Genomic DNA, 13,324 nt, shown 5'->3' on the forward strand with positions numbered 1-13,324 from the left:
CATGAGCGTGTTGTTGTTCTGGGCCCTGGCCCTGTTGCTGTTCGCCCTGGCCTGCGCGCTGGGCAAGCGCATGGGGCTGATCCCGATCGTCAGCCAGCTGCTGCTGGCGACCCTGGTACTGCCACTGCTGATGCTGCTGTGGGTCGAGCCGCACTGGCAGCTCGACGGCGCCGCGCTGGTCGCGCCGAGCTGGTTGAAGACCCTCTACGGCTGCAGTTTCGCTTTGCTGCTCGGGCACATCCTCGCTGACGTCGCCGAGCTGCGCGTGGACCGCGAGGCTTTGAAGCTCGCCGTGCCCAGCTTCCTGGTGCCCTTTACCTGCGGCCTGGCCTGCGCGCTGTGGCTGCTGGACCAGGGCGGCCTTACCGCGCTGGCCCTGGGCCTGGTGTTCGCCATCACCGCGATCCCGGTGCTGTACCTGTACCTGCGCGCCATCAACTATCCACCCGCGGCCAGCCGACGGCTGCTGCAGGCGGCGATCCTCATCGACCTGGCCTGCTGGCTGCTGCTGGGTCTCGGCCAGGGCAGCCTGCAACCGGGCAGCCTGGCCTGGCCGCTGCTGGCGGCGGCCCTGCCCGTGCCGCTGCACATCGCCGGCCTGCGGGCCCCCAGGGTATATGGCGCGCTGTTCCTGGCGCTGCTGTTCGTCGCCGAGCACTACCGGCTCAATGCCCTGGTCTTCGGCATCGGCTACCTGGCTTGCCTGGCCTGGCTCAAGGTCCCGGTGCGCATGCCGCTGTCCGAGGCCTGGAGCCGCCGCCTGCAGCAAGGCGTGGCGGTCCCGCTGATCCTGACCTACGGCGTGGTGCAGATCGACGTGCACCATGCCCTGCAAGGCTTCGATGCGCTGCAACTGGCCGCCCTGCTGGCCCTGCCGATCGCCAGCAAGCTGCTGGGCAACTGGCTGGGCCTGTGCTGGGCCGCGCCATCGTTCCCCGGCGCGAGCAAATGGCGCGAGAGCCTGCTGCTGAACATTCGCGGCCTGAGCGAAATCGTCTTTCTCAACCTGCTGCTGCAGCAGGGCCTGATCGGCCCGGAGCTGTACTTCGCCCTGATGCTGATGAGCCTGGTTGCCACCCTGATGCCGGCGATGGCCGGCCTGCACCGGATTCCCCTGAATACTGTCCCGACGCCAAGGAGGCCTCATGCCGAACTGTGAACTGCAACAACGCCAGGTGCTGGTGATCGGCGCAGGGCCTTCCGGCGCCATCGCCGCCGCCCTGCTCAAGCGCAAGGGCCACGATGTACTGGTAATCGAGCGCCAGCGTTTCCCGCGCTTCTCCATTGGCGAGAGCCTGCTGTCCCACTGCCTGGACTTCGTCGAGGAGGCCGGGATGCTCGAAGCCGTCGAGGCCGCGGGCTTCCAGCACAAGAACGGCGCCGCCTTCGCCTGGGGCGAGGAATACAGCGCGTTCGACTTCGGCCTGACCTTCTCCCAGGGCAAACCAAGTACCTTCCAGGTGCAACGTGCGCAGTTCGACCAGTTGCTTGCCGACCAGGCCCAGGCCCAGGGCGTGGAGATCCGCTACGAGCACGAGATCGTCAGCGTCGACATGGGCGGTGACTGCCCGCGCGTGCGGGTGCGCCGCCCCGAGGGTGACGAATACGAGGTGGAAAGCGCCTTCGTGCTCGACGCCAGCGGCTACGGCCGCGTGCTGCCACGCCTGCTGGAGCTGGAAGCACCGTCGAACTTCCCGGTGCGCCAGGCGGTGTTCACCCATATCGAAGACCGCATCGACCACCCCGGCTTCGACCGCGACAAGATCCTCATCACCACCCACCCCGAGCACCGTGACATCTGGTTCTGGACCATCCCGTTCAGCAACGGTCGCACCTCCCTGGGCGTGGTCGCCGCCGCCGAGCGCTTCGCCGAGGCGCCGGCCGACCTGGACGCCTGCCTCAAGTACTTCGTGGCACAGACCCCGAGCCTGTCCAAGGTGCTGGCCAATGCCGTCTGGGATACCCCGGCCCGCACCATCGGTGGCTACTCGGCCAACGTCAGCACCCTGCACGGCCCGGGTTTCGCCCTGCTGGGCAACGCCGCCGAATTCCTCGATCCGGTATTTTCCTCGGGGGTGACCATTGCCATGCGCTCGGCGAGCATGGCCGCCAACCTGCTGCACCGTCAGCTGGAGGGCGAGGCGGTGGACTGGCAGGCCGAGTTCGCCACGCCGCTCAAGCGCGGCGTCGACACCTTCCGCGCCTATGTCGAAGGCTGGTACGACGGCAGCTTCCAGGACGTGATCTACCACCCCGGCAGCTCGCCGGAGATCCGCGCCATGATCAGCTCGATCCTCGCCGGCTATGCCTGGGACCTGCGCAATCCGTTCGTCGCGGAACCCAAGCGCCGCCTGCGCACCCTGGCCGAGCTGTGCGCGAGGACGCCGGCATGAGCCAGCAACCTTACCTGAGCGACACCTACGTCGAAGAGACCCGCATCGGCTTCTGGTTCCTGCGCAGCCACACCTGGCAGCACCATGTGCTGCGCGTGGCCATCAATGACCTGCGCCGGCTGTTCGACGGCGAGCCACCCCAGGCGCCGGTGCTGCTCGATGCCGGCTGCGGCCAGGGCAAGTCGTTCAAGCACCTGCTGCAGGTGTTCGCCCCGTCGCGCCTGCTGGGCACCGACGCCGACCCGCACAGCCTGGCGCTGAGCGCCGCCGAGGCGCAGCGGCTGGGTGTCGAGGTGGAGCTGCACGGCAGCGATTGCGCGGCGCTGCAGTTCCCCGACGCCAGCGTTGACATCCTGTTCTGCCACCAGACTTTCCACCACCTGGTGGAACAGGAGAAAGCCCTGGCTGAGTTCTACCGTGTACTCAAGCCAGGCGGCTACCTGCTGTTCGCCGAGTCCACCGAGGCCTACATCGACACCTGGGTGATCCGCTGGCTGTTCCGCCACCCCATGCACGTGCAGAAAAGCGCCGAGGGCTACCTGCAGATGCTGCGCGACCAGGGCTTCGAGTTCGCCGCGCGCAACGTGTCCTACCCTTATCTGTGGTGGAGCCGCTCAAAGGACTTCGGCCTGCTCGAACGCCTGGGACTGCGCAAGCCGCCACCGGTTGGCCAGCGCGAGGAAACCCTGGTCAACGTGGTGGCGCGCAAGCCCCTGGAGCAACCATGAAACACCTGCTGGCGCTGTGCCTGTGCCTGTTGCTCGGCGCCTGCGCCGTGCGCCCGCCCCTGCCCGAGGCGCTACCCACGCTGACACTGCCGCGCCAGTTGCACGTGCAACGCGAGCAGGACGGCCAACGCCAGGACTGGCTGCTGGTGATCCAGAACGAAAATCACCGTCTGCGCTGGTCGCTGCTCGACCTGCTGGGCATCCCCCAGGCCCGCCAGTTGCTCGATGGCAGGCAATGGCAGGCCGACGGCCTGCTGCCGCCCAACCCGGCGGCACGCGAACTGTTCGCCGCCGTGCTGTTCGCCCTGACGCCGTCCGAGCAACTGCAGCGTCTTTATCCACAGGCCCGCCAACAGGAACAGCAACGCTGGCTGGGCGACCGCTGGCAGGTCAACTATCGGGCCAGCGAGCATTTCACCTTGAACCTGGGCCAGGGCCTGCGTTATGAAGTCAGCCCATTGCCCAGCGAGAACACACCATGACCGCCTATCTCAACGCCCTGGGCCTGGTCTGCGCCCTTGGCCGCGGCCAGGCCGAGGTGGCCGCTCGCCTGTTCGCCGGTGACTGCTCCGGCATGCTGCCCCAGGAGGGCTGGGTGCAGGACCGACGTCCTGTGGTGGGCGCGGTCAGTGGCGAACTGCCCGCCGTGCCCCTGCCTGAACAGCACAGCCGCAACAACCAGCTGCTCTACTGCGCGGCCTTGCAGATCGAAACAGCGATCCGCCAGGCAATTTCCGATTTCGGTCCGCAGCGGGTGGGCGTGGTGCTGGGCACCAGCACCTCGGGGATTGCCGAGGCCAGCGCCGACATTGCCCACTACCTGCACGAAGGCGTGCTGCCCCACAGCTACCGCTACGACCAGCAGGCACTGAGCGCGCCCGCCGAATTCCTGGCCGACTGGCTGCAACTGAGCGGCCCGGCCTACGTGATCTCCACCGCCTGCACCTCCAGTGGCCGGGCGCTGCTGAGCGCACGCCGCCTGCTCGACCTGGGCCTGTGCGACGCCGTGCTGTGCGGGGGCGTCGACAGCCTGTGCAGGCTGACCCTCAACGGTTTCAGCGCCCTGGACGCGGTCAGCGAACAACGCTGCAACCCGTTCTCGGTAAACCGCAACGGCATCAACATCGGCGAAGGCGCCGCACTGTTCGTCATGAGCCGAACTCGCCCGGCACAGGGGCCTGCCATCGCCCTGCTTGGCGCCGGCGCCAGTTCCGACGCCCACCATATCTCGGCACCCGACCCCACCGGCAACGGCGCCTTGCAAGCCATGGCCAAGGCCCTGGACAATGCCGGCCTGGCCGCGGCGCAGATCGACTACCTGAACCTGCACGGCACCGCCACCCAGCACAACGACGCCATGGAAAGCCTGGCCGTGCATGCCCTGTTCGGCGCCAGCACAGCGTGCTCATCCAGCAAGCCGATGACCGGCCACACCCTGGGCGCGGCCGGGGCGCTGGAGGCGGCCTTCTGCTGGCTGGCCCTGAGCGAACACAACCCGCACGGGCGGCTGCCACCCCATGTCTGGGACGGCCAGCGCGACCCGCAACTGGCGGAGCTGGCCCTGGCAGACGCCGGCCAGCAGTTGCCCCAGGGCCGCCCGCGCCGACTGATGAGCAATTCGTTCGCCTTCGGCGGCAACAACGTGAGCCTGATTCTCGGAGACACCCCATGATTGCCTGGCCATTGGCCGAACTGCTGCCGCATGCCGGCGACATGATCCTGATCGATCAGGTCGACAGCTGCGACGAGGAGCAGATCCACACCCGCGTGACCGTCCGCCCCGGCGGGCTGTTCAACCGCGAGGACGGCAGCCTGCCGGCCTGGCTGGGCCTGGAGCTGATGGCCCAGAGCGTGGCCGCCTACGCCGGCTGCCGCGCGCGCCGCCTGGGCCAGCCAGTGGAGCTGGGCTTCCTGCTCGGCACCCGCAAGTACGAATGCGATGTCGAACATTTCCCCGCCGGCGCCGAGCTGCGCATCCACGCGCTGCGCTCGCTGGAGGACGACAACGGCATGGGTGTGTTCGAATGTCACCTGCGCGGCCCCGGCATCAACGCCAGTGCCCGCCTGAATGTCTACCGCCCGCCGCAAGTGGCCAGCTACCTGGCCGAGGCGGGCCCTGAGGAGTCACCCCATGACTGACACCATCCTGGTCACCGGCTCCAGCCGGGGCATCGGCCGGGCCATCGCCCTGCGCCTGGCGCGCGCCGGCTTCGACCTGGTCCTGCACTGCCGCAGCGGCCGCGCCGAAGCCGACACCGTCGCCGCCGAGGTCCAGGCCCTGGGCCAGCAGGCGCGGGTGCTGCAGTTCGATGTCGCCGACCGCGAAGCCTGCAAGGCCATCCTGGAAGCCGATGTGGAGACCCACGGTGCCTACTACGGCGTGGTATGCAACGCCGGCCTGACCCGCGACGGCGCCTTCCCGGCGCTGACCGAGGACGATTGGGACCAGGTCATGCGTACCAACCTGGACGGTTTCTACAATGTCCTGCACCCACTGACGATGCCGATGATCCGCCGCCGCGCACCGGGCCGCATCGTCTGTATCACCTCGGTGTCCGGCCTGATCGGCAACCGTGGCCAAGTCAACTACAGCGCCTCCAAGGCCGGTCTGATCGGTGCCGCCAAGGCCCTGGCGATCGAGCTGGGCAAGCGCCGGATCACGGTCAACTGCGTGGCCCCCGGGCTGATCGATACCGCCATGCTCGACGAACACGTGCCGGTGGACGAGCTGCTGAAGATGATCCCCGCCGGGCGCATGGGCACGCCGGAGGAAGTGGCCGGCGCGGTGAATTTCCTGATGTCGCCCGAGGCGGCCTACATCACCCGCCAGGTGCTGGCGGTCAACGGAGGGCTGTGCTGATGCGCCGCGTCGTCGTCACCGGCATGGCCGGCATCACCGCCCTGGGCAACGACTGGGCGAGCATCGCCGGGCATTTCGCCCAGCAACGCAGCGGCATCCGGCGCATGGACGAGTGGGACCGCTTTGAAGAGCTCAACACCCGCCTGGCCGGCCCCATCGATGACTTCAAGGTGCCCGGCCACTGGACCCGCAAGCAGTTGCGCAGCATGGGCCGGGTGTCGCGCCTGGCGGTCGCCGCCGCCGAACGCGCCCTGGCCGACGCCGGCCTGCTGGACGATGCGAGCATCCGCGACGGGCGCATGGGCGTGGCCTGCGGCTCGTCCACCGGCAGCACCGACGAGATCAAGGCCTTTGGCAACATGCTGCTCAACTCGGTGGCAGACGGCCTCAATGCCAACTCCTACGTACGCATGATGCCCCACACCACGGCGGCCAACATCAGCATCTTCTTCGGCCTCACCGGGCGCCTGATTCCCACCTCCAGCGCCTGCACCAGCGGCAGCCAGGGCATCGGCTACGCCTACGAGGCGATCAAGTACGGGCGCCTGCCGATGATGCTCGCCGGCGGCGCCGAAGAACTGTGCCCCACCGAGGCCATGGTGTTCGACGCGCTCTACGCCACCAGCCTGAAGAACGACACCCCGCACCTGAGCCCGCGCCCCTACGACATCGACCGCGATGGCCTGGTGATCGGCGAAGGCGGCGGCATGCTGGTGCTCGAGGAGCTGGAACACGCCCTGGCCCGTGGCGCACGGATCCACGCCGAGATCGTCGGCTTCGGCAGCAACGCCGATGGCCAGCACACCACCCGTCCGGAGCAGGCCACCATGCGCCGGGCCATGGAACTGGCGCTGGAGGACGCGGGCCTTGCCTGCGAGGCGATCGGCTACGTCAACGGCCACGGTACCGCCACCGAGCAGGGCGACATCGCCGAGACCCAGGCCACCAGCAGCCTGTTCGGCCCACGCATGCCGATCAGCTCGCAGAAGAGCTTCCTCGGCCATACCCTGGGCGCCTGCGGCGCGCTGGAGTCGTGGTTCAGCATCGAGATGATGAACAGCGACCGCTATGTGCCCACCCTCAACCTCGACCACGTCGACCCGCGCTGCGGCGAGCTGGACTACCTGCGCGGCGAGTTCCGCGCGATGAACAATGAGCATGTGATGAACAACAACTTCGCCTTCGGCGGGGTCAACACGTCGTTGATCTTCCGTCGCTGGCCCTGACACCCCCACCCTACTGGAGAGAATGGAATGTCCCCATTGATCCGTGCCGCGGCCCTGGGCCTGGCACTGACCGGCCTGGCCGGCTGCACCTCGAAACCCGTGCTCAACCCGGCCGAGCAACTGACCGCCGGGCACAACTACAGCCAGGCACAGGTCCAGCAGGCGATCCTCAAGGCCGTCGCCGAGCGCGGCTGGACCGCGCGCAACGTCGGCGCCAGCGTGATCCAGGCCGATATCACCGTGCGCAACACCTTCTTCGCGGCGGTCGATATCCACTACAGCCCCAGCCAGTTCCGCATCGCCTACCGCGACAGCCGTGAGCTGGGCTACAAGGACGGCCAGATCCACCGCAACTACAACCGCTGGGTCTACAACCTCGACCGCAGCATCCTGCGTGAGCTGAACGCCCTGAACACCCAGCGCATCCTGCAGCAGCAAGGCAACGCCAGCGTCTCCAACTGAACCTGCGCCTGGGCACCGGGGCCGCCAGCGGCACCGGCGCTCAGGGGCGGGCTTGGCTGCCTGCCTGGCCTGTCAGCAGCGCGGCAAATGCCCTGGCCATTGCCGATCCGCCGCGCTCGCGCTGCACCAGCCACACTGCCGTGACCGCCTCTTCGTCCAGCAAGGTGCGGTACACCACCCCGTCGATGCGCATGCGCTGGAACGACGCTGGCAATACCGAAACCCCGAGCCCCGCCGAAACCAGCCCGATGATGGTCATCGCCTCGCCCGCCTCCTGGGCGAAATGCGGGCTGAAACCCGCCTGGCGCGCCAGGCTCAGCAACTGCGCATGCAAGCCGCTGCCATAGCTGCGTGGAAAGAACACGAATGGCTCGTGGGCCAGCGCCTGCATGTAAAGCCCCTGCTCGCTGCCCTTGGCCAGCGGATGGGAGGCGTTGATCACCGCGACCAAGGGTTCGCGCAACAGCTCGGTGGCCACCAACCCCTCCGGTAACGGCATCGGCCGCATCAGGCCCACTTCGATGGATTCGTCGAACACCCCTTCGGCCACCTCACGGCTGCTCATTTCCTTGAGGTTCAGGTGCACCGCCGGGAACTGCTGGCGGAACGTGTACAGGGCCTTGGGAATCTTCGAGGTGAAAGGCGCCGAGGAGGTGAAACCGATCTTCATCTCGCCCAATTCCCCCAACTGCGCCCGCCGCGCCACGTCGGCGGCTTTCTCCACCTGGGCCAGCACCTGGCGCGCTTCCTCGAGGAACAGGCGCCCGGCCTCGCTCAACTCGACCCGGCGGTTGGTGCGCTCGAACAGGCGCGCCCCCAGCTCCTGCTCCAGGGCCTGGATCTGCTGGCTCAACGGGGGCTGGGAGATACCCAGCTGCTGGGCGGCACGACCAAAATGCAGCTCCTCGGCCACGGCAATGAAATAGCGCAGGTGACGCAGCTCCATGATCGACTCCAAACAGGTCGTAAAACGTCTTAAACAGGTCGAACAATATATTGGATCTAATCATTAGCCAGCTATATGCTTTTTCCATCGCAGCACCGGCCCCAGTGCCCGAGGTACCCTCCGTGAGATCCGCCGTAGTCCCCCTGCCTGCCGAACCCGAGCCTGTCGTCAACGATATCTGGATCGAGAAAGGCTCCCCCGCCTTCATGAAGACCGTGCTGGCCCTGTTCAGCGGTGGCTTCGCCACCTTCGCCCTGCTGTACTGCGTGCAGCCGATGATGCCGCTGCTGTCCCAGGAATTTTCCATCAACGCCGCGCAGAGCAGCCTGGTGCTGTCGGTGTCCACCGCCATGCTGGCGTTCGGGCTGCTGGTCACCGGGCCGATCTCCGACCGTATCGGGCGCAAGCCGGTGATGGTCTTCGCCCTGCTCTGCGCCGCCCTGTCGACCCTGGCCAGCGCGGTGATGCCGAGCTGGGAACTGGTGCTGGCGACGCGCGCCCTGGTGGGCCTGTCGTTGAGCGGCCTGGCGGCGGTGGCGATGACTTACCTGAGCGAAGAAATCCACCCGCAGCACATCGGCCTGGCCATGGGCCTGTACATTGGCGGCAACGCCATTGGCGGCATGAGCGGGCGCCTGATCACCGGCGTGCTGATCGACTTCGTCAGCTGGCACACGGCGATGCTCGCCATCGGCGGCCTGGCCCTGGTAGCGGCGCTGGTGTTCTGGAAGGTGCTGCCCGACTCGCGCAACTTCCGGCCCCAAACGCTGAATCCGCGCAGCCTGCTCGACGGCTTCGTCATGCACTTCAGGGATGCCGGGCTGCCTTGGCTGTTCCTCGAGGCCTTCCTGCTGATGGGCGCCTTCGTCACCCTGTTCAACTACATCGGCTACCGCCTGCTGGCCGGGCCCTATCACATGAACCAGGCGCTGGTCGGGTTGCTGTCGGTGGTGTACCTGTCGGGGATCTACAGCTCGGCGCAGGTCGGCGCCCTGGCCGACAAGCTGGGCCGGCGCAAGGTGTTCTGGGCCAGCATCGTGGTAATGGCCGGTGGCCTGCTGATGACCCTGGCCAACCCGCTGGCGATGATCATTGTCGGCATGCTGGTGTTTACCTTCGGCTTCTTCGGCGCGCACTCGGTGGCCAGCAGCTGGATCGGACGCCGGGCGCTCAAGGCCAAGGGGCAGGCTTCGTCGTTGTACCTGTTCTGTTACTACGCGGGGTCGAGCGTGGCGGGGACGGCGGGCGGGGTGTTCTGGCACCAGTGGGGCTGGAACGGCATCGGGCTGTTCATCGGCAGCCTGCTGGCGGTGGCGTTGCTGGTGGCGGTGCATCTGAGCAAGCTGCCACCGAAAACGGCCTGATATCGTGGGAGCGGGCTTGCCCCGCGATGGCGTCCTATCAGGCAACGAGGCTTGCACTGGCTGGCGCTATCGCGGGGCAAGCCCGCTCCCACGCATTGAAGCGTGAAGCTTCGGATCAGTTGATGATCTCGACGATATCCACATCCACCTCACGGCTCATCAGGTGTTTCTCCACCTCGCCGGTCAGCTTGACCTTGGTCTTGTCGTTGAACGGCGTCGGCGGCAGGTCTTCGTCGTCGATCTCGACGGTGATGGTGCCGGTGTTGTCCTTGAACTCGTACTTGTCGTCGCTGTTGATCTTCTTGGTCACGTAGCCCTGCAGCACCACCGGGGTGTCGTCGGCGGCATCGTTGGCGGCGGCGACCGTGGTCACGGCCTGGGCACCGGGGCCGGTGTAGCCGGCGGCCAGGGCGGCGGTGCTGAACAGCGGGGCGAGGATCAGGGGCAGGTAACGGGCTTTCATGGTGATCGGGTCCTGTTTGCGTTTTGATGGCCCCAGATTACCGACGATCGCTGAATTGAAACTTAATACAACAAAAAGCCCGGCACTTGGCCGGGCTTCTCGCGTTGCACACCGATTACTGGTGGTACTGCGCCGACAGCTCATGCACGGCGTTGATGAACACGCCGGCGTGCTCCGGATCAACCTCGGGGGTGATGCCATGCCCCAGGTTGAACACATGGCCGCTGCCCTTACCATAGCTGGCGAGGATGCGCGCCACTTCCTTGCGGATCGCCTCGGGCTTGGCGTACAGCACGGTCGGGTCCATGTTGCCCTGCAGCGCCACCTTGTCGCCGACGCGGCGGCGGGCGTCGCCGATTTCGCAGGTCCAGTCCAGGCCCAGGGCATCGGCACCGGCCTCGGCGATGCTTTCCAGCCACAGGCCGCCGTTCTTGGTGAACAGGATCACCGGTATCTTGCGCCCTTCGTGCTCGCGGATCAGGCCGCTGACGATCTTGCGCATGTAGGCCAGGGAGAACTCCTGGTAGGCCGCCGCCGACAGGTTGCCGCCCCAGGTGTCGAAGATCTGCACGGCCTGGGCGCCGGCCAGGATCTGGCCATTGAGGTAGCTGGTGACCGACTGCGCCAGCTTGTCCAGCAGCAGGTGCAGGGCTTGCGGGTTGTCGTAGGCCATGGCCTTGGTCTTGCGGAAGTCCTTCGACGAGCCGCCTTCGACCATGTAGGTGGCCAGGGTCCACGGGCTGCCGGAGAAGCCGATCAGCGGCACGCGGCCGTTGAGCTCGCGGCGGATGGTGCTGACCGCGTCCATCACATAGCCCAGGTCCTTTTGCGGGTCGGGAATCGGCAGCGCCTCGATGTCCGCCAGGGTGCTGATGACCTTCTTGAAACGCGGGCCTTCGCCGGTCTCGAAGTACAGGCCCTGGCCCATGGCGTCGGGAATGGTGAGGATGTCCGAGAAGAGGATCGCCGCGTCCAGCGGGTAGCGGTCCAGCGGCTGCAAGGTGACCTCGCAGGCGAACTGCGGGTTCATGCACAGGCTCATGAAGTCGCCGGCCTTGGCGCGGCTGGCGCGGTACTCCGGCAGGTAGCGGCCGGCCTGGCGCATCATCCATACCGGGGTGACGTCTACGGGTTGCTTGAGCAGTGCACGCAGGAAACGATCGTTCTTCAGGGCAGTCATGTCGGCATCCGGAAAAAAAGTGCGGGCATTTTCTCAGACGCGGACGCAAAAGGCACGGCCATGGCCATGCGTTTTGTCTATTGGGTGCCGTGGATCAAGCATTTTTGTATACAAAAAGCATCGCGGGGCAAGCCCGCTCCCACGCTATACATGTTCTAGCGTGGGAGCGGGCTTACCCCGCGAATAGACCGGATCAGACTTCGAGATAATCCAGGATGCCTTCGGCAGCGGTGCGGCCTTCGAAGATCGCCGTCACCACCAGATCCGACCCCCGCACCATGTCGCCACCGGCAAACACTTTCGGATTGCTGGTCTGGTGCTTGAACTTGCCCTTCTCCGGCGCCACCACGCGGCCCTGGCTGTCCAGCTGGATACCATGCTGCTCGAACCACGGCGCCGGGCTCGGGCGGAAGCCGAAGGCGATCACCACGGCATCGGCCGGCAGGATCTCCTCGGAGCCCGGGATCGGCTCGGGGCTGCGGCGGCCACGGGCATCCGGCTCGCCGAGACGGGTCTCGACCACCTTCACGCCTTCGACCTTGTCCTCGCCGACGATGGCGATGGGCTGGCGGTTGTAGAGGAACTTCACGCCCTCTTCCTTGGCGTTCTTCACCTCTTTGCGCGAACCCGGCATGTTGGCTTCGTCACGACGATAGGCGCAGGTCACCGCCTTGGCGCCCTGGCGGATCGAGGTGCGGTTGCAGTCCATCGCGGTGTCGCCACCGCCCAGGACCACGACCTTCTTGCCCTGCATGTCGACGAAGTCTTCCGGCGACTTCTCGAAGCCGAGGTTGCGGTTGACGTTGGCGATCAGGAAGTCCAGCGCGTCATGCACGCCCGGCAGGTCCTCGCCCGGGAAGCCGCCCTTCATGTAGGTGTAAGTGCCCATGCCCATGAACACCGCATCGTACTCGGCGAGCAGCTGCTCCATGCTGATGTCCTTGCCCACCTCGGTGTTCAGGCGGAACTCGATGCCCATGCCGGTGAAGACTTCGCGGCGATTGCTCAACACGGTCTTTTCCAGCTTGAACTCGGGGATGCCGAAGGTCAGCAGGCCGCCGATCTCGGGGTTCTTGTCGAACACCACCGGGGTCACGCCCGCGCGCACCAGCACGTCGGCGCAGCCCAGGCCAGCAGGGCCGGCACCGATGATGGCAACGCGCTTGCCAGTGGGCTTGACCTTGGACATGTCCGGGCGCCAGCCCATGGCGAAGGCGGTGTCGGTGATGTACTTCTCCACCGAGCCGATGGTCACCGCGCCGAAGCCGTCGTTCAGGGTGCAGGCCCCTTCGCACAGACGGTCCTGCGGGCACACGCGGCCGCACACTTCCGGCAGGGTGTTGGTCTGGTGCGACAGTTCAGCCGCGGCCAGGATGTTGCCTTCGGAGACCAGCTTCAACCAGTTGGGAATGAAGTTGTGCACCGGGCACTTCCATTCGCAATACGGGTTGCCGCAGCCCAGGCAGCGGTGCGCCTGCTCCACGGACTGCTGCGGCTTGAAGGGTTCGTAGATCTCGACGAACTCCTTCTTGCGCTGGCGCAGCAATTTTTTCTTCGGGTCCTTGCGGCCCACTTCGATGAACTGGAAGTCGTTGCTCAGACGTTCAGCCATTTTTCAAAACCTCTTTACCGCAGTTGCAGGCCTTGGACCGCAAGCTGCAAGACAATCACTTGAGCAGGACGGGCCCCGCGCACGGGGCCG

Annotated in this window: 14 protein-coding genes; 10 read left to right on the forward strand and 4 right to left on the reverse strand. The window is 66.5% G+C overall.

Features of this window, described 5'->3' with window-relative positions:
* The first annotated feature begins 1 nt into the window (after nucleotide 1).
* From HU735_RS00370 to HU735_RS00410, 9 genes are read left to right on the forward strand one after another with little or no spacing between them, the layout of a single operon-like run.
* Nucleotides 2-1,159, forward strand: a complete 1,158-nt coding sequence (locus tag HU735_RS00370; RefSeq protein WP_186711991.1) for a sodium:proton antiporter — start codon at nucleotides 2-4, stop codon at nucleotides 1,157-1,159.
* Complete coding sequence (locus HU735_RS00375) at nucleotides 1,146-2,393, forward strand: NAD(P)/FAD-dependent oxidoreductase (protein WP_186711992.1); 1,248 nt, start codon at nucleotides 1,146-1,148, stop codon at nucleotides 2,391-2,393. The genes HU735_RS00370 and HU735_RS00375 overlap by 14 nt, the downstream gene beginning before the upstream one ends.
* Nucleotides 2,390-3,121 carry a class I SAM-dependent methyltransferase gene (locus HU735_RS00380; RefSeq protein ID WP_186711993.1) on the forward strand — a complete coding sequence of 244 codons (732 nt, stop codon included), beginning with the start codon at nucleotides 2,390-2,392 and terminating at the stop codon, nucleotides 3,119-3,121. Before HU735_RS00375 ends, HU735_RS00380 begins: the two co-directional genes overlap by 4 nt.
* On the forward strand, nucleotides 3,118-3,603 hold the full coding sequence (locus tag HU735_RS00385) for a hypothetical protein (RefSeq protein WP_186711994.1): 486 nt from the start codon (nucleotides 3,118-3,120) through the stop codon (nucleotides 3,601-3,603). The genes HU735_RS00380 and HU735_RS00385 overlap by 4 nt, the downstream gene beginning before the upstream one ends.
* The gene (locus tag HU735_RS00390) at nucleotides 3,600-4,793 is read left to right on the forward strand and encodes a beta-ketoacyl-[acyl-carrier-protein] synthase family protein (RefSeq protein ID WP_186711995.1); all 1,194 of its coding nucleotides are present in this window, start codon (nucleotides 3,600-3,602) and stop codon (nucleotides 4,791-4,793) included. The genes HU735_RS00385 and HU735_RS00390 overlap by 4 nt, the downstream gene beginning before the upstream one ends.
* Nucleotides 4,790-5,260, forward strand: a complete 471-nt coding sequence (locus tag HU735_RS00395) for a hotdog family protein (RefSeq protein ID WP_050707332.1) — start codon at nucleotides 4,790-4,792, stop codon at nucleotides 5,258-5,260. Before HU735_RS00390 ends, HU735_RS00395 begins: the two co-directional genes overlap by 4 nt.
* A complete protein-coding gene (gene fabG / locus HU735_RS00400; RefSeq protein ID WP_186711996.1) occupies nucleotides 5,253-5,981 on the forward strand; it encodes a 3-oxoacyl-ACP reductase FabG in 729 nt (242 codons plus the stop codon). Before HU735_RS00395 ends, fabG begins: the two co-directional genes overlap by 8 nt.
* Nucleotides 5,981-7,207, forward strand: a complete 1,227-nt coding sequence (locus tag HU735_RS00405) for a beta-ketoacyl-ACP synthase (protein WP_186711997.1) — start codon at nucleotides 5,981-5,983, stop codon at nucleotides 7,205-7,207. Before fabG ends, HU735_RS00405 begins: the two co-directional genes overlap by 1 nt.
* Nucleotides 7,208-7,234: 27 nt before the next feature.
* On the forward strand, nucleotides 7,235-7,669 hold the full coding sequence (locus tag HU735_RS00410) for a hypothetical protein (protein WP_050707335.1): 435 nt from the start codon (nucleotides 7,235-7,237) through the stop codon (nucleotides 7,667-7,669).
* Between the two features lie 40 nt (nucleotides 7,670-7,709).
* On the opposite strand, the gene HU735_RS00415 is transcribed toward HU735_RS00410, so the two are convergent.
* Complete coding sequence (locus HU735_RS00415; RefSeq protein ID WP_186711998.1) at nucleotides 7,710-8,615, reverse strand: LysR family transcriptional regulator; 906 nt, start codon at nucleotides 8,613-8,615, stop codon at nucleotides 7,710-7,712.
* A 122-nt stretch (nucleotides 8,616-8,737) separates the two neighbouring features.
* On the opposite strand from HU735_RS00415, the gene HU735_RS00420 reads away from it, so the two are divergent.
* A complete protein-coding gene (locus HU735_RS00420) occupies nucleotides 8,738-9,979 on the forward strand; it encodes an MFS transporter (protein WP_186711999.1) in 1,242 nt (413 codons plus the stop codon).
* A gap of 115 nt (nucleotides 9,980-10,094) precedes the next feature.
* Here the strand turns inward: HU735_RS00420 and HU735_RS00425 are convergent, their stop codons facing one another.
* The 3 genes from HU735_RS00425 to HU735_RS00435 form a co-directional block, all read right to left on the reverse strand.
* A complete protein-coding gene (locus HU735_RS00425) occupies nucleotides 10,095-10,442 on the reverse strand; it encodes a NirD/YgiW/YdeI family stress tolerance protein (protein WP_186712000.1) in 348 nt (115 codons plus the stop codon).
* 115 nt (nucleotides 10,443-10,557) lie between these two features.
* Nucleotides 10,558-11,622 (reverse strand): uroporphyrinogen decarboxylase, encoded by a 1,065-nt coding sequence (gene hemE / locus HU735_RS00430; RefSeq protein ID WP_186712001.1) that lies wholly within the window; start codon nucleotides 11,620-11,622, stop codon nucleotides 10,558-10,560.
* Nucleotides 11,623-11,815: 193 nt separating this feature from the next.
* A complete protein-coding gene (locus HU735_RS00435; RefSeq protein ID WP_050707339.1) occupies nucleotides 11,816-13,234 on the reverse strand; it encodes an FAD-dependent oxidoreductase in 1,419 nt (472 codons plus the stop codon).
* Nucleotides 13,235-13,324 lie beyond the last annotated feature (90 nt).

The organism is Pseudomonas sp. BW16M2 (genome assembly GCF_014268865.1).
GTDB lineage: Bacteria > Pseudomonadota > Gammaproteobacteria > Pseudomonadales > Pseudomonadaceae > Aquipseudomonas > Aquipseudomonas peradeniyensis.